Origin of the sequence: Micromonospora arborensis, from assembly GCF_003205615.1 — a bacterium.
GTDB classification, from domain to species: Bacteria; Actinomycetota; Actinomycetes; order Mycobacteriales; family Micromonosporaceae; genus Micromonospora; species Micromonospora arborensis.
Genome location: NZ_PYBV01000008.1, coordinates 1 through 20,834, shown reverse-complemented (window position 1 = coordinate 20,834; position 20,834 = coordinate 1). Strand labels below are relative to the sequence as shown.

22 protein-coding genes and 1 pseudogene are annotated in these 20,834 nt (G+C 67.7%); 6 read left to right on the top strand and 17 right to left on the bottom strand.

The features are described from left to right. Positions 1-28 precede the first annotated feature (28 nt). From C7C45_RS06150 to C7C45_RS06120, 7 genes are all read right to left on the bottom strand, one after another. The gene (locus tag C7C45_RS06150) at positions 29-859 is read right to left on the bottom strand and encodes a carbohydrate ABC transporter permease (RefSeq protein WP_110562683.1); all 831 of its coding nucleotides are present in this window, start codon (positions 857-859) and stop codon (positions 29-31) included. After that, positions 856-1,842, bottom strand: coding sequence for a carbohydrate ABC transporter permease (locus C7C45_RS06145; RefSeq protein ID WP_110562682.1), 987 nt, complete (start codon positions 1,840-1,842; stop codon positions 856-858). The genes C7C45_RS06150 and C7C45_RS06145 overlap by 4 nt, the downstream gene beginning before the upstream one ends. After that, a complete protein-coding gene (locus tag C7C45_RS06140; protein WP_110562681.1) occupies positions 1,839-3,125 on the bottom strand; it encodes a sugar ABC transporter substrate-binding protein in 1,287 nt (428 codons plus the stop codon). The genes C7C45_RS06145 and C7C45_RS06140 overlap by 4 nt, the downstream gene beginning before the upstream one ends. Before the next feature lie 323 nt (positions 3,126-3,448). Continuing rightward, entirely contained in the window at positions 3,449-3,733 is a 285-nt protein-coding gene (locus C7C45_RS06135; protein WP_110562680.1) for a GlsB/YeaQ/YmgE family stress response membrane protein, read from the bottom strand. Between the two features lie 881 nt (positions 3,734-4,614). Then, a complete protein-coding gene (locus C7C45_RS06130; RefSeq protein WP_110562680.1) occupies positions 4,615-4,899 on the bottom strand; it encodes a GlsB/YeaQ/YmgE family stress response membrane protein in 285 nt (94 codons plus the stop codon). 695 nt (positions 4,900-5,594) lie between these two features. Then, on the bottom strand, positions 5,595-7,472 hold the full coding sequence (lepA, locus tag C7C45_RS06125) for a translation elongation factor 4 (RefSeq protein ID WP_110562679.1): 1,878 nt from the start codon (positions 7,470-7,472) through the stop codon (positions 5,595-5,597). Between the two features lie 116 nt (positions 7,473-7,588). Next, positions 7,589-8,125, bottom strand: coding sequence for a DUF4240 domain-containing protein (locus tag C7C45_RS06120; protein ID WP_110562678.1), 537 nt, complete (start codon positions 8,123-8,125; stop codon positions 7,589-7,591). A 61-nt stretch (positions 8,126-8,186) separates the two neighbouring features. On the opposite strand from C7C45_RS06120, the gene C7C45_RS06115 reads away from it, so the two are divergent. Together C7C45_RS06115 and rpsT are read left to right on the top strand one after the other, a co-directional pair. Next, the gene (locus C7C45_RS06115) at positions 8,187-9,173 is read left to right on the top strand and encodes a phosphotransferase (protein WP_244200262.1); all 987 of its coding nucleotides are present in this window, start codon (positions 8,187-8,189) and stop codon (positions 9,171-9,173) included. Between the two features lie 181 nt (positions 9,174-9,354). Further along, positions 9,355-9,621 (top strand): 30S ribosomal protein S20, encoded by a 267-nt coding sequence (gene rpsT / locus C7C45_RS06110; protein WP_110562676.1) that lies wholly within the window; start codon positions 9,355-9,357, stop codon positions 9,619-9,621. A gap of 213 nt (positions 9,622-9,834) precedes the next feature. On the opposite strand, the gene C7C45_RS06105 is transcribed toward rpsT, so the two are convergent. The 3 genes and pseudogenes from C7C45_RS06105 to C7C45_RS06090 form a co-directional block, all read right to left on the bottom strand. Beyond that, a complete protein-coding gene (locus C7C45_RS06105) occupies positions 9,835-10,257 on the bottom strand; it encodes a hypothetical protein (RefSeq protein WP_110562675.1) in 423 nt (140 codons plus the stop codon). Further along, on the bottom strand, positions 10,254-11,234 hold the full coding sequence (gene holA, locus C7C45_RS06100) for a DNA polymerase III subunit delta (protein ID WP_110562674.1): 981 nt from the start codon (positions 11,232-11,234) through the stop codon (positions 10,254-10,256). Before holA ends, C7C45_RS06105 begins: the two co-directional genes overlap by 4 nt. 596 nt (positions 11,235-11,830) lie before the next feature. Further along, positions 11,831-12,067, bottom strand: a pseudogene (locus C7C45_RS06090) (hypothetical protein); the annotation flags it as partial. Between the two features lie 89 nt (positions 12,068-12,156). On the opposite strand from C7C45_RS06090, the gene C7C45_RS06085 reads away from it, so the two are divergent. From C7C45_RS06085 to C7C45_RS06075, 4 genes are read left to right on the top strand one after another with little or no spacing between them, the layout of a single operon-like run. Further along, positions 12,157-12,744 carry a helix-turn-helix domain-containing protein gene (locus tag C7C45_RS06085; protein ID WP_110562672.1) on the top strand — a complete coding sequence of 196 codons (588 nt, stop codon included), beginning with the start codon at positions 12,157-12,159 and terminating at the stop codon, positions 12,742-12,744. After that, positions 12,741-12,887 carry a hypothetical protein gene (locus tag C7C45_RS33930; RefSeq protein WP_167454666.1) on the top strand — a complete coding sequence of 49 codons (147 nt, stop codon included), beginning with the start codon at positions 12,741-12,743 and terminating at the stop codon, positions 12,885-12,887. Before C7C45_RS06085 ends, C7C45_RS33930 begins: the two co-directional genes overlap by 4 nt. After that, positions 12,884-13,618, top strand: a complete 735-nt coding sequence (locus C7C45_RS33925; RefSeq protein WP_167454665.1) for a DUF2637 domain-containing protein — start codon at positions 12,884-12,886, stop codon at positions 13,616-13,618. Before C7C45_RS33930 ends, C7C45_RS33925 begins: the two co-directional genes overlap by 4 nt. Beyond that, a complete protein-coding gene (locus C7C45_RS06075) occupies positions 13,615-15,363 on the top strand; it encodes a type IV secretory system conjugative DNA transfer family protein (protein WP_110562671.1) in 1,749 nt (582 codons plus the stop codon). Before C7C45_RS33925 ends, C7C45_RS06075 begins: the two co-directional genes overlap by 4 nt. Positions 15,364-15,381: 18 nt before the next feature. Here C7C45_RS06075 and C7C45_RS06070 read toward each other — a convergent pair whose 3' ends face one another. The 7 genes from C7C45_RS06070 to C7C45_RS33920 all read right to left on the bottom strand — a co-directional run bounded on the left by C7C45_RS06070 (position 15,382) and on the right by C7C45_RS33920 (position 20,783). Further along, on the bottom strand, positions 15,382-16,029 hold the full coding sequence (locus tag C7C45_RS06070) for a hypothetical protein (RefSeq protein ID WP_146247277.1): 648 nt from the start codon (positions 16,027-16,029) through the stop codon (positions 15,382-15,384). Positions 16,030-16,803: 774 nt separating this feature from the next. Continuing rightward, positions 16,804-17,592 carry a hypothetical protein gene (locus C7C45_RS06065; RefSeq protein WP_110562669.1) on the bottom strand — a complete coding sequence of 263 codons (789 nt, stop codon included), beginning with the start codon at positions 17,590-17,592 and terminating at the stop codon, positions 16,804-16,806. Positions 17,593-17,604: 12 nt separating this feature from the next. Continuing rightward, complete coding sequence (locus C7C45_RS06060; protein ID WP_110562668.1) at positions 17,605-17,919, bottom strand: type VII secretion target; 315 nt, start codon at positions 17,917-17,919, stop codon at positions 17,605-17,607. A 1-nt stretch (position 17,920) separates the two neighbouring features. Then, positions 17,921-18,652, bottom strand: coding sequence for a hypothetical protein (locus tag C7C45_RS06055; RefSeq protein WP_110562667.1), 732 nt, complete (start codon positions 18,650-18,652; stop codon positions 17,921-17,923). A 7-nt stretch (positions 18,653-18,659) separates the two neighbouring features. Next, positions 18,660-19,043 (bottom strand): hypothetical protein, encoded by a 384-nt coding sequence (locus tag C7C45_RS06050; RefSeq protein WP_244200261.1) that lies wholly within the window; start codon positions 19,041-19,043, stop codon positions 18,660-18,662. Positions 19,044-19,937: 894 nt separating this feature from the next. Next, positions 19,938-20,186: a hypothetical protein gene (locus C7C45_RS33540; protein WP_146247276.1), complete on the bottom strand. Its 249-nt coding sequence runs from the start codon at positions 20,184-20,186 to the stop codon at positions 19,938-19,940. 444 nt (positions 20,187-20,630) lie between these two features. Further along, positions 20,631-20,783: a hypothetical protein gene (locus C7C45_RS33920; RefSeq protein ID WP_167454664.1), complete on the bottom strand. Its 153-nt coding sequence runs from the start codon at positions 20,781-20,783 to the stop codon at positions 20,631-20,633. Positions 20,784-20,834 lie beyond the last annotated feature (51 nt).

Sequence of the window (20,834 nt, the reverse complement as noted above, 5' to 3'; positions counted from 1 at the left end):
GCCCCTGCGGTCGTCCGCGGCCAGCGGGTCAGCCCTTGACGGCACCGGCCACCAGGCCGGAGACCATCCGGCGCTGCACCAGCAGGAAGAAGATGATGACCGGCAGGGTGAACAGGGTGGACGCGGCCATCACCGGCCCCCAGTTGGTGTCGTCCCGGCCGAAAAAGAAGGTCATCGCGACCGGCAGTGTGTAGCTCCCCTGGTCGTTGATGAACGTCAACGCGAAGATGAGCTCGTTCCACGCCGTGATGAAGGAGAAGATGCTGGTGGCCACCAGGCCGGGCGCGACCAGCGGAAAGAGGATCCGACGGAAGGTCTGGGCCCGGCTCGCGCCGTCGATGGCCGCGGCCTCCTCCAACTCCTTGGGCACCGCGGCGACGAAGCCGCGCAGCATCCAGACCGCGAACGGCAGCGAGAAACCAAGGTACGTGAGGATCAGGCTGGGCAGCGTGTTGTAGAGCCCCAGCCGCTGGATCATCAGGAAGAGCGGGATGACCAACGCCTCCAGCGGGATCATCTGCACCACCAGCAGCATGATCAGGAAGCTGGTCCGCAGCCGGAAGCGGAACCGGGCCACCGCGGTCGCGGCGAGCAACGCGACCAGTCCGCTGAGCACCACAGTGGAGACCGCGACCAACGCGCTGTTGAGGAAGAAGTCGAAGAAGCTGACGCCGGGGATCAGGTTGCCGGTCAGGATCTCCCGATAGTGCGCCAGCGTCGGGTGGGTCGGCACCGGCTGCGGAGTGGCCGAGAAGATCTCGTCGCTCGGCTTCAGCGAAGTCGAGATCATCCAATAGACCGGGAACGCCGCGAAAAGCGCGACCAGCAGCCCGGCGGCGTTGAGGGCGACCTTCTTCACGACTCGTCCTCCTGCCTGAGCACCATCCGTACGTAGAACCCGGTGACCACCAGCAGGATCAGCGTGAGGATCACCGCGATGGCCGCGCCGAGTCCGTACTTCGGCGGCGGGGAGAAAGCTTCGGCGTACGAGTAGATGGCGAGCATGAACGTCGGCCGGTCCTGGGTGCCGCCGGCCAGCACGAACTGCTGGGTGAAGACCTTGAAGTCCCAGATCGTGGAGAGCACGATCAGGATCCCGAAGACCGGGCGCAACAGCGGGAAAGTGATCTTCCAGAAGACCCGCCACGGGCTGGCGCCGTCCACCCGGGCCGCCTCGTGCAACTCACTCGGAACGCTCTTGAGACCAGCGAGAACGCTCACCGCGATGAACGGGAACGAGTGCCAGACCACCACCAGGGTGAGGATGGCGAAGAAGAGCAGTGGCGAGTTGAACCAGCCGTACCCGGTCCAGTCGCTACGACCGAACAGGCTGCTGGAGAGCCCGTCCGGCAGCGCGTTGAACAGCCAGGTGACCAGGCCACTCGTGTCGTCGAAGATCCACTTCCAGACGATGGTGCCGGTCAGCGCCGGTGTGGCCCAGGCGAGCATCACGCAACTGGCCACAAAGGTCGCCATCTTGCGGCCGAGCCGGTTGAGCAGCAGCCCCACCAGCGTGCCGAGGATCATCGTGAGCAGCACGTTGGCCGCGGCGAACAACACCGTGTTGCGCAGCACGGTCAGGAAGAACGGATCGGAGAGGATGTCGGCGTAGTTGCCGAGCCCCACCCACGGCCACTCTCGGTCCCCGCGCAGTTGCCGGACGCTGTTCAGCCGATAGAAGGACATCGCCACCACCTGGCCGAGCGGCCAGAGCAGCAACACCCCGATGATCACCAGTGCGGGCAGGAGCAGCAGGTAGGGCAGGCGGTCCACCCGGCGACGCCGCCGCGCGGGGGTCTCCCGCGCGGCGGCCGTCTCCGGCACCTCGGTCAGCGTGGTCACTTGGCGTTGAGGATGCTTTCCATCTCACCGGCCGCATCGGCGGTAGCCTTCTCGACCGTCTTCTGACCCTTCATGACCGAGCTGTTCATCGCCTGGGTCACCGTCTTGGTCCGGCTGACCTCCACCCACTTCGGGGTGAGCGGCGTGAGCTTGGTGTTCTGCATGGTGGTGGCGAACGCCGCCATCACCTTGTCATTGGCGTACGTGTCACCAGCGACCAGATCCTGGTAGACCGGGAAGAAGCCGAGGCTGCTCGCGAAGCTCTGCGCGTTCTTCTTGTTCAGCAGCACGGTCAGGTAATCCCAGGCCAGGTCCTGCCGCTCGCTGTCCTTCCAGATCGCCACGTCCGAGCCGCCCGCGAAACCGGGCGCCGCCTTGCCGTCCGGGCCGGGGATCGGGAACGTACCCCAGACCTTCTCGATCTCGGGGTTGTCCTTCTTGATGGCGGCCTGCTGCCAACTACCGGCGAACGCCATCGCCGCCTTGCCGGTGGCGAACTGGGTGCGCGCGTCGATCTCGTTCCAGCCCGCCGCCGCCGGCGGGGCGACCTTGTGGACGGTCACCAGGTCGGTCCAGAACTTGACGGCCCGCTGCGCCTCGGGCGTGGTGTAACCGGACTTCCAGGCACCGCCCTGGTTGCTGGCGATCTCGCCGCCGGCACCCCAGAGGAAGGAGTAGAAGGGCAGCTCGGAGTTGCCCGGCAGGGCGATGCCGTAGGTGCCCTTCTTCTTCGCCTGCACAGCCTTGGCCACCGTGACCAGGTCGTCCCAGGTCTTCGGCGGCTGAACGCCCGCCTCGGCGAACCAGTCCGTGCGGTAGTAGATCGCCCGGACGCCCGCGTACCACGGCACGCCGTACTGCTTGCCGTCGAGCTGCGCGTTGCGCACCAGGTCAGGCAGCAGGTCCTTGCCGTCGGCCCAGCCGCCCATCCGCCCGCTCACGTCGGCGAGCGCCTCCTGGGCAGCCCAGCCCTGAGTCTCGGTGTTGCCCAACTCGGTGACGTCCGGCCCCTCGCCCCCGGCGAGCGCGGCCTGGAACTTCTTGGGCGCCTCGAGCCAGGGAATGTACTGCACCACCACGTCCGTGTCGGGGTGCTTCTGGCGGAACTCGGCCTCGACCCCGTCGAGGAAGGTGTTCTGCGCCTCGCCGCCCTCGCCCATCATCCAGACCGTGAGCTTGCTGTCGTCGGCCGCGTCCTCACCGGAGCCCCCGCAACCGGTCAGCACCATCGCGGCCGAGGCCACCATGGCGGTGACCGGGGCCAGCCGCTTCCACCTGTTCACGCCAGTTCTCCCCTCGCGCCGCCTGGAACTAACCTTCTCCGCCGCACCTTAGTACGAAGAATTCCTTTACGACAGTGGGCGGGGCGGCCCGAAATCGTGGCGACCGTACCGCAGAGGCCCGACGAGCGGCGCCCTGGCATCGGGCCGAACGTGGGCACTTCGCACGAAAGAGCGCCCGGCCACGGCCGGGCGCTCTTTCGTGTGGCGCCGTCTTGCCAGTACTGCCGTCCCGCAGGTGATGCCAGGTCGTTACCAGTACTGCTGTCCGGCAGGTGATGCCAGGTCGTTACCAGTTTTGCTGTCCCGCAGGTGATGCCGGGTCGTTATCGGGTGACGTGGCGGCGGCGACCCACGCCAGCCACCAGCGCGACCGCGATGGCCGCAACGACGACCTGCACCAGCAGCTCGCCCCAGTCCACGCCGCTCGTCTCGGTGGCGATACCAATGGCCCGCGCCAACACGGTGCCCAGCAGAGCCGCGCCGATGCCGATGAGCATGTGCAGCCAGATCGGCATGTTCTGCCGACCCGGGACGACCAGGCGGCCGAGCGCGCCGACGATGAGACCAACAACGATCGCAGTGACAATGCCCCACACGGTGAGCTCCACGGTCGTCCTCCTTCAAAGAATGTCGGACACACGATCTGTGTGCTTCCTGTCGTGCCCGCTAAATGCCCGGCCCGTCGAAAATCCAAACCGACTCCAGCCACCAAACGATCACGACTTGGCCGACAGGAACACGTTCCACCGCCCGCCCCCGCATGCCCCACAGACGCGACCAGTGCGACCGAGCCGGCGGACCACCAGGGCGACCGGGGCAACGGGGGCGGGGGCGATGGGCCAGCGACCCAGGTCCACCGGGGCCATCGGCCCACCAAGGCCGCTCGGCTGTCCGGCCCACCCGGCCGGCCACCGGCCACCAGCCTCCAGGCCTCATGATCAACACCAGGTCACCGATATTGCGGCATCAACGCGCAAAGACACCCCCACATCGCCGAAACGGAGTGGATCACGCGGGGTCCGCACCACAAAACCCGACCACGCCTCGCCACACGGCCCTCTCAGGACACCGGACCAGAAGATCAACACCAGACCGCCGACGTGGCGGCATCAACCCACGAAGACACCGCCACATCGCCGAAACGGAGTGGATCACGCCAGGCCGCACCACAAAAACCCGACCACACCCCGCCACACGGCCCCCTCAGGACACCGGACCAGAAGATCAACACCAGACCGCCGACGTGGCGGTATCAACCCACGAAGACACCCCCACATCGCCGAAACGGAGTGGATCACGCCAGGGCCGCACAACAAGGACACCCTCACGTCGCCGAAGGGGCGCAGAGCCGAGCACGGGCGATCCGACGTACCGGAGGCGCCCGACAGGCACGGTGACCGGCCACCGCCAGGAGGAACGCCGATGGGCGCCCGACCTGTCGGTCGGGCGCCCATCCGGGGTGTTGCGGTGGTACTCGTATTGCTCGGTGTTATCGGGTGACGTGGCGGCGGCGACCCACGCCAGCCACCAGCGCGACCGCGATGGCCGCAACGACGACCTGCACCAGCAGCTCGCCCCAGTCCACGCCGCTCGTCTCGGTGGCGATACCAATGGCCCGCGCCAACACGGTGCCCAGCAGAGCCGCACCGATGCCGATGAGCATGTGCAGCCAGATCGGCATGTTCTGCCGACCCGGGACGACCAGGCGGCCGAGCGCGCCGACGATGAGACCAACAACGATCGCAGTGACAATGCCCCACACGGTGAGCTCCACGGTCGTCCTCCCTAAAAGAATGTCGGACACACGATCTGTGTGCTTCCTGTCGTGACCGCTAAATGCCCGCCCCGTCGAAAGCCCAAACCGACTCACCTCAGAGGACAACGCCAGGCGTCAATTCCTCGCGAGTGCGTCGGTTGGAGCGGGAGCGCGTCCACACAGGTAGGAGCCCATCTCGTTGACCCGCTCGGCCGGCGACAACGCCTCAAAAATTTCTACAGCCGCGGTCACGCCACCGTCGTCAACTGCCAGCCGGCACCCACAACGGGCCGGCGGACCGGCCGAGGCAGACGGGCCAAGGGGACTAGTCGAAACAGCCCGACCGAGGCAACGGGTCGACGAGACCGGTAGATGCAGCTCGACCGAGGCAGCCCGGCTGCGGCAGGCCGACCGAAACAGGCCGACCGCGCCAGACCAACCGAGACAGCCCGGCCGCGGCAAACCCGGCCGAGGCAGGCCAACCGAACCAGCCCGACTGCGCCAGACCAACCGAAACAGACCAACCGTCGAGAGAGCCGGCCACCGGAGGCCCGACCACACGGCCACCTGACCGCACAAAGACCGACCGCACAAAGACCGACCGCACGGAAGGCAACCGCACCAACAGGCGACCCCACCAACGAGCGACCGCACCAATGAGCGGCTGTGCCAATGGGCGACCGACCACCAGGTGGCCGCACCACCAGGTGGCGCTACTTCTTTCCGGCTGCCTTGCCGTCGCCGGAGTCGGAGGAGAGGGCGGCGATGAAGGCCTCCTGCGGCACCTCGACCCGGCCCACCATCTTCATCCGCTTCTTGCCTTCCTTCTGCTTCTCCAGCAGCTTGCGCTTACGGCTGATGTCACCGCCGTAGCACTTGGCGAGCACGTCCTTACGGATCGCCCGAATGGTCTCGCGGGCGATGACCCGGCTGCCGATGGCCGCCTGGATCGGCACCTCGAACTGCTGGCGGGGGATCAGGGTACGAAGCTTGGCGGCGATGGTGACGCCGTAGTTGTACGCCTTGTCCTTGTGCACGATGGCGCTGAACGCGTCCACCGGTTCGCCGTGCAGCAGGATGTCCACCTTCACCAGCTCGGACGCCTGTTCGCCGGAGGGCTCGTAGTCGAGTGAGGCGTAGCCCTTGGTACGGCTCTTCAACTGGTCGAAGAAGTCGTAGATGATCTCCGCGAGGGGCAGTGTGTAACGCAGTTCCACCCGGTCGGCGGAGAGGTAGTCCATGCCGAGCAGGGTGCCGCGCCGGCCCTGGCAGAGCTCCATCACCGCGCCCACGTAGTCGTTGGGCGTCAGCACGGTGGCCCGGACCACCGGCTCGTACACCTCTGCGATCTTGCCGGTGGGGTACTCGCTCGGGTTGGTCACGACGATCTCCGCGCCGTCGTCCGTGATCGCCCGGTAGACGACGTTCGGCGCGGTGGAGATCAGGTCGAGGTTGTACTCGCGTTCCAGCCGCTCCCGGATGATCTCCAGGTGGAGCAGGCCGAGGAAGCCGCAGCGGAAGCCGAAGCCGAGCGCACCGGAGGTCTCCGGCTCGTAGTCCAGCGCGGCGTCGTTGAGCTTGAGCTTGTCGAGCGCCTCGCGCAGGTTGGGGTAGTCGGACCCGTCGATCGGGTAGAGGCCGGAGTAGACCATCGGCTTCGGGTCCTTGTAGCCGCCCAGCGCCTCGGCAGCCGGCCGGCTGTTGATGGTGACCGTGTCACCGACCCGGGACTGCCGGACGTCCTTGACACCGGTGATCAGGTAGCCGACCTCGCCGACGCCGAGCGCCTCGGCCTTGACCATCTCGGGCGAGATGACGCCGATCTCCAGCAGCTCGTGCACGGCCCCGGTGGACATCATCTTGATCCGGTCCCGGGCGCTGATCCGGCCGTCGATGACCCGGACGTACGTGACGACGCCGCGGTAGACGTCGTACACCGAATCGAAGATCATCGCCCGGGCGGGCGCCTCGGCGTCGCCGACCGGCGGGATGAACTGCCGGACGATCTCGTCGAGCAGGTGCGGTACGCCTTCGCCGGTCTTGCCGGAGACCCGGATGCAGTCGGCGGGGTCGCCGCCGATCAGGTGGGCGAGTTCCTCCGCGTACTTCTCCGGCTGGGCGGCCGGCAGGTCGATCTTGTTGAGCACCGGGATGATGCGCAGGTCGTTCTCGAGGGCCAGGTAGAGGTTGGCCAGGGTCTGCGCCTCGATGCCCTGCGCGGCGTCGACCAGCAGCACGGCCCCCTCGCAGGCGGCCAGTGACCGGGACACCTCGTAGGTGAAGTCGACGTGCCCCGGGGTGTCGATCATGTTGAGCACCGCGTGCTCGCCGGTCCGCTCGCCGTCGCGGATCGTCCACGGCATGCGGACGGCCTGACTCTTGATGGTGATGCCGCGCTCGCGCTCGATGTCCATCCGGTCCAGGTACTGGGCGCGCATCTGCCGGGGGTCGACCACGCCGGTGAGCTGCAGCATCCGGTCGGCCAGGGTCGACTTCCCGTGGTCGATGTGGGCGATGATGCCGAAGTTCCGGATGCGACCGGGGTCGGTGGCACCAGGGGCGTTCGCGCCGGGATCGAGCTTCGGTGGCACAGCGGTCCGTTCTGGTCGGCTGACGTGAACAGGCCGGCGCGCCGCCGACCCCCTCTATGTTCCCACGCCGCCGGGGTGCGCCCGCTGCGCGGGCGACGGATCGGCCCGGGGCCCCCTCACTCCATCGGCGGCTCGACGAAGAGTGCGGCCAACCGGGGCAGCCGACGACGCGCCTCTTCCTCGTCGTCGAAGTCCCAGAAGTCGTTGAGGTCCGGCGTGCGCACCGGGTCGCGGTCCGCCGGCAGTTCGGTCGCGGTGGCCTTGCGGTACGCGTCCCAGGGCACCGAGAGCATCTGCTCGGCGGAGAACTCCTCGCCGCTCAGCGAGGCAGCCCGCACCTGGGGCAACTCGGCCAGCGAGTCCGGTTCGGCGACCGCGCGGGCGAAGACCGCCCGTCCCTGGGTCATCAGCCAGCCCCGGAAGTGTTCGAAGCCGTCGGCCGAGGCGCCACCGTTGATCAGGTACGCCGCACCCCACAGGTCCGCCTTGTGCGAGGCGGCCAGCACCCGTGTCTGATGCCGCGCGTACCCGATGATGTCCTCGGGGTCGCGCTCGGCGAGCAGCGCGACGGCCCGCGCGGCGACCGGGCCGGGCTCACCCCCGCCGCCGGCCCGAGCCTGGTCGATCAGCTGCCAGAAGTCCTCGGTCCTCATGGGTTGGCAGTCTGGCAGTGTCGCCGTGCGTCGCGCACGTACCCCGGGGCAGCATGGTGGGGTGTCTCCTCCCCCGCTGCCGCCGGTGCCGTACCACGCGAGCGCGCTGCGCCCGTCGTGGCCGGCGTTGCCGGCGGCGCTGCGGGCCGCGGTCGGCGAACGGCTCGGCGCGCCGGTGGTCACCGCCCGCGTCGCGGGCGCCGGGTTCACCCGGGGGTTCGCCGCCGTGCTCGAGACGGCCGACGGTGGCCGGGCCTTCGTCAAGGCGGCACCGGCCGCCGAGCAACCGCATCTGGTCGACTGGTACGCCCGAGAGGCCGCGATCCTGGACCGGCTGCCGGCGGGCCTGCCCGCGCCCCGCCCCCGGTGGACCCTGCACGAGGCCGGCTGGTTCGTGCTCTGCACCGACGCCGTCGACGGCCACACCCCGCGCCTGCCCTGGGTAGCCGGCGAGTTGAACGCCACCCTCGCCGGGTACGCGGAGGTCGCCACCGCCCTGGCCGAACCGCCGGCGGAGCTGACCGCGCTCGGCTTGCCGCACCTGGCCGATCTGGCCCGCTCGGACATCCTGTGGTGGGAGGAGGTCGCCGAGGGTCGCGAGCCAACCCCACCGCTGCCGCCACCGGCACAGGGCCGACTGCCCGAGTTGGTGGCGCTGGAGTCGCGCCTCCCCCGGTACGCCGCCGGGGTGACCGGCCTGATCCACGGTGACCTGCGGGTCGACAACGTGCTGATCGACGCGGACGGCCGAGCCTGGTTCTGCGACTGGACGTGGGTCTGCTCCGGGCCGGCCTGGTTCGACCTGGCCGGCCTGCTGCTCACCGCGTACGCCAGCGGGCTGGACGCGGACCGGCTCTTCGCCGCGCACCCGGCGACCGCGGGCGCACCCCCGGACGCGTTGGACGCGACCCTGGCCGCGTTGGCGGGCTACTACCTCACCGGTGCCGCGGCGGCACCGCCAACCGCGTCGCCGCACCTGCCCGCCCACCAACGGTGGAGCGGTGAACAGGCACTCGACTGGCTGGCTCGCCGCCAGGGCTGGCGCTGACCGGCGGCAACGGCCGGGAGGTATTCTGGTCCCCGACGGGCCGGGTCCGTCCGCGCGAAGGCCGAGCCGTTTTGGCTCGTCCCGGGCGACCTGGTAACCTGGCTCTTCGCGCAGCGATGACGCATGTTCGTCATCCCGCGCATAAGCTGACCAACCCGAGCTATCAAGACGAGGCTGTCGCGTGGCGAACATCAAGTCCCAGATCAAGCGCAACCGGCAGAACGAAAAGGCCCGGCTGCGCAACAAGTCGGTCAAGTCGTCGCTGAAGACCGCCGTCCGGAAGTTCAACGAGGCTGTCGAGGCCGGTGACGTCGAGAAGGCCACCGCCCTCATGCAGGACGCCTCGCGCAAGCTGGACAAGGCCGCCAGCAAGGGCGTGATCCACTCCAACCAGGCCGCGAACCGCAAGTCCGCGATCGCGAAGCGCGTGGTGGCGCTCTCCGCCTGACGATTTCACCGTCAGACTGATTCGGAAAGCCCCGGACCTCGGTCCGGGGCTTCCGTGTGTCTACAGCCCGGTCGTATGCCCGCAACCCCGGCGGTCAGCCGGACGGATTGGGGCTCGGCCTTCCGGCCCGGGGCTCGGCCTTTCGGTCCGCCGTTCGGCCTTCCGGTCCGCGGTTCGGCCTTCGGCTCGGGGCTCGGCCTTTCGGTCCGGGGCTCAGCCGGACGGGTCGGCGCGGCGGGTGGGTGGCACCGGTTCGGCGGTGATCACCACGCCGGTGACGCTGTGCGAGATCCACTCCACCCGGGCCCGGCCGACCACCGGTTCCATCTGCCGACGGAAACGGTCCCGTTCCTGCTCGGGCACGAGCGCGGCGGAACGAACCACGATCGCGGCCACCATGTCGTTGAGCTTCACCATCGCCGCCACCACGACCGGCAGTACCAGTACCGCCCACCAGGTGACCAACTCGGCGAGGGCGAGCAGCACCGCCAGGGCGATGGTCCCCTCGAAGAAGAGGAAGCACAGCACACCGCCGGGGTTGACGAACCGCAGACCGAGGAGTCGGGCGTAGAGCGGTCGGTACCGCTCCTCGTCGCCGGCGACGGTGGCCCACGCTGGGCGGTTCGCTCCCGTCACCGGGTGCTGCCCTGCCGGGCTGCCGCGACCGAAAAGACCGCGCGTTCCAGGGCGTACGCCCGGTCGTCGGAGCCGCCCTTGACGGCCGCGTTGCACTCGGCTGCGACCTGCATGGCCCGGACCAGACCCTCCGGCGTCCAGCCCCGCCCCTGCCGCTGCGCGCGCTCGATCTTCCACGCCGGCATCCCGAGGGTGCTGGCGAGCTGGTACGGGTTGCCCCGCCCCGCCGACGCAACCCGGGCCACCGTGCGCACCCCGTCGGCCAGGGCATCGGCGATGGGCACCGGGTCGACCCCGACGTGCAGGGCCCAACGCAGTGCCTCCAGTGCCCCCGGCACGTCGCCGACCATGGTGGCGTCCGCCACGGTGAAGCCGGTCACCTCGACCCGACCCCGGTAGTAACGGGCGACCGTGTCGGCGCTGATCCGCCCATCGGTGTCGGCGATCAACTGGGAGCAGGCGGCGGCCAGCTCACGCAGATCGTTGCCGACCGCCGCGATGAGCGCCTCGGCGGCGTCGTCGGTGCACTTCCCACCCGCTCGTCGGATCTCGTCACGAACGAAGGCCACCCGGTCACGGTGCCCCTTGAGCTTCGCCGCCGGCACGACCGTCGCGCCGGCCGCCCGCAGCCCGTCGGCGAACGCCTTGCCCTTGGCCCCGCCCAGGTGCAGCACCAGCAGTTGAACGTCCGGGTCGGGGTTCTTCGCGTACGCCAGCAGCGCGGCGACCAGGTCCTTGCGGGCGTCCTGGCCGGAACGCAGGATCAGCAGTCGCCGCCCGCCGAACAGCGAGGGACTGAGCATCTCGGCGATCTCGCCGACGGTGAGCGCACTGGCCTGGTACTCGCGGACGTCCACCTCGGCGTCGACGCTGCGGACCTTCGCGACAGCTTCGGTGACCGCGCGCGTGGCGAGCAGTTCCTCGTCACCGAGGACGAGCAGAATGGGGGCGAGGCTGGCGGCGGTCACGCCGCCCATATTCGCACGGCCCACGGCGGGATCGTGCCTGCTCATTCGCTGCTTGGTCGGCGCAGCCCGCACACAGCGCAAATCCCGACATCTATCCCAATTCATCATCAGATCCGCAATTCGCCTATCGGGCGTAGGCTGCTGCGGGGTTGGTCGGCGCCCGACCGGCCGCCCTCACGAGCCCAGCGAGCCCCGCCAGCGCCACGAGCGCCACGAGCCCCGCGAGCCCCGCGAGCGCCACGAGCCCCGCGAGCGCCACGAGCCCCGCGAGCCCCGCGCTTGATCCACACGAGATCGCCGATATCGCGCTATCAATCACCGCCGATGCCCCCATATCGGCGATCTGGAGTGGATCAGCAGGGCGAGTATTGGAACCTGCTCGTCTTGGACTCGCATCGACAGGACAAAATGCTCGTATTGGACGTCGAGCTCCGGCATCGCGTGAGACAACGAAGGCGGACGCCGTCCGGTCAGCGCGGAGGGCTTCGCTGATCGGTGGGCCGCGCACCCGATGCGCCGTCGACTCAAGCGTGCACCGATGCGCGGGCGGCTCAAGCGTGCACCGATGCGCGGGCGGCTCAAGCGTGCACCGATGCGCGGGCGGCTCAGGATTGTCGACCCGGTGGGATCCCACGACGGGCCACGGCCAGGCCATCATCAGTCCGGATTGCCGCCAGGTCGCCGTCGGTGTCGGTACGCAGCACTCGGGCGCCTCCCCTGCTCAGCCGGGCGAGCAGCCCCAGGTTCGGGTGCCCGTACGTGTTGCCGTTGCCTACCGGCACGAGAGCGACTGCCGGCCGTACCGCGTCAAGGAAGCCCGGGTCCTGATACGCCGACGCATGAGCGCGGCGGGTACCGACAAAAACGGGCCCGGCAGGTGCTGTAACACCTGAGCCCCGGGCCCTCGACCGGGACAGGACCCCGATCAGCCATGAGTGTAGCCGTCAAGGCCGCCCTGCTCGCGACCCGTGATCTCGGGAAGAACGAGCGCGCCGTAGCCATCGCCATCGCTGCCCACGCCAACCAGGAAGGCCACGCCTGGCCGTCCGTCGCCACCCTCGCCGAGTACGCCGGCTGCTCTGAGCGGACCGTGCAACGGGCTCTCGCCAAGCTGGTTCAGCTCGGCCGCCTGGTCGTCGCCAAGGTTGCCGGCATCGCGACTCGGGTCTACCGCCTGGTCCTCGGTCAGGGGGTGACGAACCAGCCCGCCGGGGTGACAGATCAGCCGTCCGGGGTGACAGAGCAGGGCACCAGGGGTGACACCTTGGCTGACACCCGAAGTGGTGAAGACCAAGGGAAGAAGAAGACGGGCGCAAGCGCCCGGGACTGGCGTCGCTTCCTTCCGAATAACCCGAAGAACAAGAACACCAACCCCGGCACCAGCGGCTACCCGTACGCCGAGCGTCGGGGGGCGGCCCTGCCACCCACCAGCGGCACCGACCATTGCCCGCGTCACCGGGGTTCCCTCGCCCACAACTGCGGCCCGTGCCGCTCCGAGGCTCTGGCTGGTGGGCGATGAACGAAACGGCCGCCTACGCCCTGGTCCTGATCCTGATCGGTGGTCCGGCCTCGATGGTCGTTCCGCTCCTGGTCGCCCGGCACCTGGTCCAGAAGCACGACAGCACCCCCGCCGCCCCCACAACCGAGGAGGCCGCAGCGTGAACATCACCTCTGTTACCTCTCGCCTGACCACCGGCCTGGTCGCGCTGGTCGCCGGCTACGCCTCGTTCTCCCACATCTTCCAGGTCGCTCGGCAGGCTGGTGAGCAGGTCTCGGTTGCCGCCGTGCTCCCGCTGTCCATCGATGGTCTGATCCTGGTCGGCACGCTGGCGATGCTCGACGACAAGCGCAGCGGCCGGAAGCCTCGCCTGTCCGCTCGCCTCGCTGTGGCGTTCGGCATCGTCGCCACCCTTGCCGCCAACGTCGCATCGGCTCACCCGACCTGGACTGCCCGTGCCGTTGCCGCCGTTCCCCCGGTGGCGTTCCTCATCGCCGTCGAGGTGCTGAGCCGTCGAGGCAAGCTGATCCACCCTGAGCCGGTTGCCCCGGTCGAGCCGGTCACCGCTGAGCCGGTTGCCGTCGAGCCCGAGCCGACCCCCGAGCCGGTTGCCGCCGAGCCGGCTGAGCCGGCCAAGATTCAGCGGGTCAAGCGGGCCAGTGAGCCGAGCCGTAAGCCTGTCCCCCGGTCGCTCACCTCAGCTGACCGGATCATGTCGGCTCACCTCGCCGAGCCCGGGGCGACTCATGCCCGCATCGCTGAGCTTGCTGGGGTATCCCTGGCGACCGTGAAGCGTTACCGCCCCACCCGTTCAACCGGCTCGGCTTCCCCAGCGCAGCCTGCGGAGGCTGTCGTCAGCGAGCGTGCACCAGAGCTGACGGGGGTAGCGGCATGACTGAGCTTGAGCGGGCTCTCCGCAAGCTCCAGCGCAAGCACACCGTGTCGCGGGTGGCCTATCGGTACCTCTCCGGTAGGCCGCTCAGCGGCAAACCTGGCTACCCGTACCGGCACCGGGGACCGGGCCGGCTCGCCGGCTGGCAGCGTCAGGTGATCCGGCTCAGTGTGCCGGCTACGGCTGCGCTGGCCGTGGCTCAGCCTGAGCAGGTCGGCTCACTGATCGGCTCGGCTGTCCTGGTGTCCGGCTACCGGCTCAGGCGACGGTTCACCATGCGCCGGTTTAACCGGGAGTACGTCACCCCGACCCTGGCAGCTCTCGTCCCCGCGATGGGTCTACAGACCGGCATACGCCTCCACGTTGATCCGTCGTTGGGCAACCTCACGCCCCGGCTGGCCAAGCCACTCAGTCCGGCTGAGAAGGCCGTACGCCTCTGGTACGGGGAGAACGCGGAGCCGATCATCCGGTGGCTCCCTGAGCGCGCTCAGCGGGCCGCATGGGCGGCACAGCGGCAGGCCGAGCCGATCACGTCCCGGCTGGCCGTGTTCCGCCGTCCCGCGGACCCGGACAAGGGACCGCGTATAGAACTGACAGCCAATACCCCGTATCTGACCAGGGAGCAACGGCAGCTCGTCTCTTCAATCGTGGGCAGCAAGATTCCCGTTGCTGACTTGGTGGAGACGTGGCACCAAGTTGGGCCGCGGGTAACCGCTACGTGGACTGTTCGTAAGCGTCCACCGTCCCGGGTCGGTGCCGAGCAGGTGGCCGCCAACCTTGCCGGGTTGGCCGAATGGGAGTTCTACATCGGGCAGGGTGCCGGGGATCGCCCCGTCACGTTGTCTCTGCGCGACGACTCTCCCCACATCGCCGTGAGCGCGGGCACGGGAGCGGGCAAGAGCGTGCTTGCCGAGTTGGTTGCGGTCCAGGTGCTCAATCGGGGCGGACGGGTGGTCATCCTCGACCGCAAGGGGTCTCATCGGTGGGCCCTCGGGTTGTCCGGGGTTGACTACTGCACCAAGCCGGCGCAGATGCATGACGCCCTGGTCCGCCTCGCCGCTCTCGCCGACGAGCGGAACACCCTGGCGATGCACGAAGCGGAAGACTGGGACCCCGGTCCCCGGGTGCTGGTGATCGCCGAAGAGTTGAACGCCACCATCGGGCAGCTCGTCAACTTCTGGGCCGAGGCACGCGGCAAAGGCGACCCGAAACGGTCGCCTGCCGTGTCGGCTCTAGCCGATCTGCTGTTCATGGGCCGCAGTGCCAAGGTCAACGTGCTGGCTATCGCGCAGATGCTCACCGCCAGGGCCATCGGCGGGCCGGAGGCGCGGGAGAACTTTGGGGTTCGCTGCCTCGCCCGGTACACGGCAAACAACTGGAAGATGCTGGTTCCTGAGGCTGCGATGCCCCGAGCGTCCCGGACGCTCGGACGATGGCAGATCGTCATCGGTGGTCAGGCTACTGAGACACAGGTCGCGTACCTGACTGTTGCGGAAGCTAGGGAGCTTGCATGTCCCCGGTCCCCGGGGACTTCGCAGGTCAGCGGCCTATCAAGCCCTGCCGGAGACTTCCTGACGCTGCGTCAGGCGGTAGAGGCCGGGGTGCTGCCCTGGACCTACGAAGCCACCAAGAAGCGGCTACAGCGTGGCGTCGGTGAAGTGCCCGAGGCACGCGGGAAGCAGGGTAACGCCGACCTGTATACGCGAGAGGAGCTTGCCGCCTGGGCGGGCAAGACGGAGCCGGCGTAGCGGCGGCTCCACCTGTAGCTAAAACGCCACTTCGATCAACTCTCGAACAAGAGTGTAAGCGGCGAACACCAGCCCAGCGATGCTCGTGAGCGCTCCTAGGAGCGCTCCCCGCGACCGCTCTCGTTCTGCATAACCGTCCTCCTCCACCCGCACCTCCGTGTCCACCAGGTGCTCAATGACCGCATCCTTGCTCGGCTTCGGGGCATCTGAAGTCAAGATCTGGATCAGAGTCTCCTGCTTGTGTCGAATCAGTTCGGGGCCAAAGAGGATCGCTTGGCCGTCGACGGCAACACCGGACGACGCCGCGCCGTCTGGCGGGTGGAGGAGGGCCTCGACGGAAACGCCGAGGTCGATCCTGATGGGTCGACCTTGATCGAAGTGTTCACTCGCGATTGCGTGCCGGCCAGTGTTTCTCAAGATGACGGTCACAACGTAGGGATCGTGAAGCACACGTCCCTTGCGCGAAACAACCAAGTCGTCGAGACCAGCCCGTGCGCTGTTTAGCAGTCGAGCAGGAGCCAGAAGGTGGATGGTAAGGCTTCTCCGAGGTGGAAGCAGCGCCCTACGCGCGAAGTGAGCCCCTGCGGTGCCAACGAGCAGGGCTAGCAGGGCGACCGCCAACGTTGCACCGTTGAAGCCCTTGCCCTCGAAGAGATCCAGCGCCACGCTTGAGGCCTTCCTTGGCTGCCCGACACGCGCCTTAGCCCGCCGTCCTGGCAAAGATAGGCAACACAGTGTCGCCCAACTCTGTCACGAGATGTATCGTGCGAAGCGTTACAACGCTATGCACTGCGATGCAGTGTGGTGCAGTGGAAGACCCCCGCCCCAGGTTTCCGAGGCCACGAGGCGGAGGCCCTTCCCGCTCGGTCGTGGGCCCAGTTGACCGGTCAGGTCAGTTGGGCCCGCACCCGTTTCCGGCCAGCGTTACTGCAAGGCCGACGGCGTAGGCGAGCACCTTGAGTATCAGTGCCACCCACTCCCCGACATCCCGCCACTGGTTGGCGTTGGTCTGCCGGTTCTTCCTCGGGCCCGAAGGCCCCTTGCGGCGCATCGTCACTCGCCGTCCCTCCCCGAGATCCTGGGTCGGAGGACCGTCCCCCGCGCGGAGGGACGCTCCCGTACCCGCAAAGACGTCAGTGACAGGTGGGTCTGTGCGTTGCGCTGGAGACACCATAGCTAGGTGGTCTCGATGTATTGACACTCGATACACCTATGCAGGGCGCGCGTAAGAAGTGGACTGGTTCGGTGACCAGCGTTTTTCGAGCGACAGGGCCCGATCGAGGGGCCTCGGATTACTAGTTTCAGCCAGCCTGACCTGCGGCTTCGGAGCTTCGTCACCAGACCCAACGCCTCGGCGATGAAGTTGTGGATCGACACCCTGGCCGCGATGAGTATCTGGTTGGCGAACGAGCCCGCCGGCAGACACAGCAAGCAATTGCTCTACGCAAGAGACCAGTCGGCGTCCCCGTCCTTCACGCTGGCGTCGCTGTAGGTGGATGAGTTGGGCGAGGGCCACTTGCCGCCCGGGAAGGATCGGCTGTCCACCGCCTCGCCGTGCAGGTTGACCATGCTGGTTGCCTGCGCGGCGAGGAAGGCGGACAGGGTGACGATCGCGGTAGCGACGATCGCGGTGTTGACGCCTGCCTCTTCCAAGACGATGCCGGCACCAACCCACGAGAAGACGGCGGACCCGAACGCCGCTATCGCCGCGATCGCGGCGACGATGAGCTTCGCCAGAACAACTGCCAGGGTGGTGTAGAAGGCTGCGCCGGCTGCCGCGCACGCAAGGAGATGACCTGAGGTGCTCGCCGCGATCGCCGTGATCCTGGATGCCGCGTCGGCGTGGCTGCCAACGCTGCTGACGTAGGCATCTCGCGCCTTGCCCGCCCAGTCGGAGTTGTCGACGACGAGATGTTGTTCCGTTAGGGCGCTGGCGACACCGGAAGCGGAGCCCCGGACGTCCATCCAGTCCCAGGCGTCCTTAAACATGAAGATCGGGGCGGTAGCACCCTTCATGAGATCGATGAGGAAGTCGAGGGCCTGTCTGCCGACCTCGACGGTCTGTCTGCCTAGCCAGAGGATCGAATCGGCCACGCCCGGCGGGATGTACCAATGGTTAGCGGCGGCGGTAGCGGCTGGTCCGATCTGGTCGAGGCGCATGCTCAGGTCGTCCAAGCCGGCGCTGATGTCGGTGAGCAACCCCTCGAACTGTGCCTTACTGAAGTCCACGTCATGCCCTCATCAGTAGAGGTTTCGGAGCTTGTGCTCGTTGCTGCGGTCTTCCTCGTCGTAGGTGTCGGCGACCTTTCGGAGCGTGGTCGCCACCTCCGTCATGGCGGCTTGGCCTTCTTGGCAGCGCTGGCTGACGTGCTGAACGATCTCGTTGTAGGGCGAGACGATGAGTTGGAAGAGGCCGGCCTCGACCCGGCCAAGTTCCATGCCGGCAACCTTCGGCACAACTGCCGACATCGCCGCGCTCTGCCGGTCCCACTCTCCGGCCTCGGTGCGCAGAGCGTCCGTGGCGACGGTGACTTGTTGACGGCTCGGGGGCGGCATCTCAGCCCTCCTCGGGTGGGTTGTTGAAGTCCTGGAATCTGGCGAGCGTGGCCAGTGCCTCGCGCGCCAAGTCGTCGAGCCCTTGGGCCTCTGCCCTGCGTCGTGCGGCGTGCTCCTCTATCGCCGCACGGGCGGCTCTCAACGCCTCCCTGAGAGCCGCGTTGAGAGCCGAGGCACCTTGCCTCAGTGCCCACCGCGGATTGATGGTGCAGCCCTGCAACCCACCAGGGGTGAGGGTGATCGAAACAGCGCGGTCGCCGTCCCAGCCAGTCACTGTCACGGGCGGCGCAGCAGCTTGGTCCCGCGTCGCCTTCAGCGCCTTGAGCGCTTCCTCAGTCAGCGTCAACGGGTCGCGCGGACTACCGAACGGCCGGGCCTGCTGCAAGGGCGGCAGCCCTGCGCCCTCCCGCTCCCCCGCTCGCGCCGCTTCAGCTCGCGACCGCCACGCGTCAAGATCGAAGGACTCAGACCACGCTTGTGTCGCCTGAGCAGCCGTCTCCTGAAAGACGAGCAGCACCAACGGGCCCAACTCTGCGGCGGCCACATGCCGCTGCCAACCGGCTCTCACCTCGATGCGTGAAGGCAGCCCGTCAGGGTCGACCACAAGGCCAACGCAACCGCTCGGGTCGGTCCCGTGCCCCTCGCTGGGCTTGGGCTGGGACTGCATCGCGGCTTGAAGCTTCAGCGTATGCCCTTGGATTTGCTGAAGGCGGGCAAGGATGTCGTCACTCATGCGGCCATCACTGCCCTAACCGCGCCGACTGAGCAGGACTTGGCCTGCTCACGAGCAGCCATCCGATGACCGCCGTTGCGACGGCGGAGTGCGCAAGGAGTACTGCGAATACAACCCACGTGCCACTCATGCCGAAACCGACCATCAATACGACTAGGAGTCCCGAGGTGATCCCCAGTAGCAACGCCAGGACTCGACGGAGACCGGCTGCAGCCACGACCCATGCGAACGTAACCGCCGCCAGCACAAGCACCATCGCAACCAGCGCTACGGCCTGCGATCCTGCAGAGCCGAAGGCTGCTTCGGCGGCCACATCGGGGAAGGATGAGATCGCGAGAGCTACAACAGGCAGCTCGAAGACGGGCCCTGCGGCCCAGAGCAGGAACCTCATCCGACTCGGACGATGCTTACTGCGTAGAGGTGAAACCAAGCCTCTTCCCCCGTCTAACTGCCCGGCGACTGCCCGCGCTCGGCAACCAACCAGTCGCTCCCCGTGGCAAGCAGCGTGCCGCAACACGTAGAGCTGCCGCAACCCCACCGTCCGCTCACCCAACCTGCTCTATGACGGAAGGAGGACCAGAAGGCTGACGACATCACTTGCAGTCATCTGGTCAAATCAGAGCGTGAGACAGAGGCCCCCACTCATGGTCTTATTTGCGATCGCTGTCGCCGCAGGCACCGGCGGCTACTTCCTGCCGACACCGTGGACGATTCCTGCACTCGCCATCAGCTTCGTCTTGTTGATAGCGGCGGGGATCGGCGTGAGGCTGCCAACCGCCAGGGACGGCAGCCCCAACCTCCGTGTTCCAGCAGCGCGGAATAATGCGGTAGCCGGACGGGGCGTCTCGGCTGCCGGAGACAGTGCCGTCACCAACTATCACAAGGCTGGAGACCGCTTCCCCTCAGAACGTGGAGTTAGCGACACATCGGTCGCCGATGTACCGACAGAGCCGGTTGCCGAGCCATCCCGAGAAACCCGACCGGCCCCTGGCAAGCGACGTCACCATCGGCCCTCGCAGAGCCGCGAAGGTCACTCGCGGACTTCTCGCATTCGTCGGCCAGGGCCAGACAGCTACACGGCGGCCATGAGCCCAAACGCTCAATCCGCCTGGCAGCCACTCGTGGCCGAAGCTGCGGCACGAAGCGCCGCCTCGTTCGTCCAGGGCACCGCTCGCCGAGGCCAGCGGATGGAGTTGTGGTGGTTTCTTGCTGCGGTGGCCGCGTCGATCCCTACTGGAATCCTGGTCAACCTTCTTACAGGCTGACCTTCGCACGCCAGTCGACTTCAATCGAGGTGACGGGTTGGCAGCCCGCCCGACGCCAGACCGCCATCTATTTCAAGGCAGGCACCGTGACCACCGCCGAGAAGATCAACATTGGCGTTGCTCTCGCTGCGGCACTCGGGGTGGGTGCGTTGATCCACGCGCTGCTTGGCCACCGCCTCAACCGAGACGAGCGGAAAGCCAACATCGCAGACAAGTTCATGCAGATGGCTACCGCGATGACCACAGGGCTGGGCAAGCAACTCTCTCACGTACAGGTGGAGTTGCGAAGCATGAGAACGCCGAGCTGCAGTCTGAGCTTGAAGCAACCAAGGCAGCAAGCGTGGAGGATGGTTAGCGGCTCAGGAGCCTTGGACGAAAGGCGCGATCAACTTCCAATGCGCTTGATCAGGCGACGGTAAAACTGACCTCCGTGCGGGATGGCGTCGCTCGGCAGTGGGATCCGAAGTCATCAACGCGTTCGTTGCCAGATGGTTGATCAATGATCGCCCCCTGCAACCCGCGGCTTTGCGGCTCTGTTGGCTTCGCTTATCGGGAACCTCCCAAGCCAGCGGATAGGAGATGACGAGCCGCCCGAGGGGCCGGCAGGCGTGCGGCAGGGTGAGGCGGCGCACCTGAGGGTGCACGTTGTTCCGGCGGAACGGGGGCCTGTTCGCCACCTCGAGATTCCCCAGGCCGACTATCCCAGCCCTAACTCAGGACCGCCTGCGGCGTTCCGCCGCCTTCAGTTGGCACGGCCCGCACGGGGTCGTCGTGCACCGCTCGGGGTCGTGGTTGTCTCTCAACCAGCGGCCGTACTCTCGGCCGAGGTTGCGCACGTACGCCCGCTGCTCAGGGGTCAACTCCATGCGGCGAGCCTACCTACCGGAAAGGCCGGGCGGTTGCGTCCACGGGAGTGG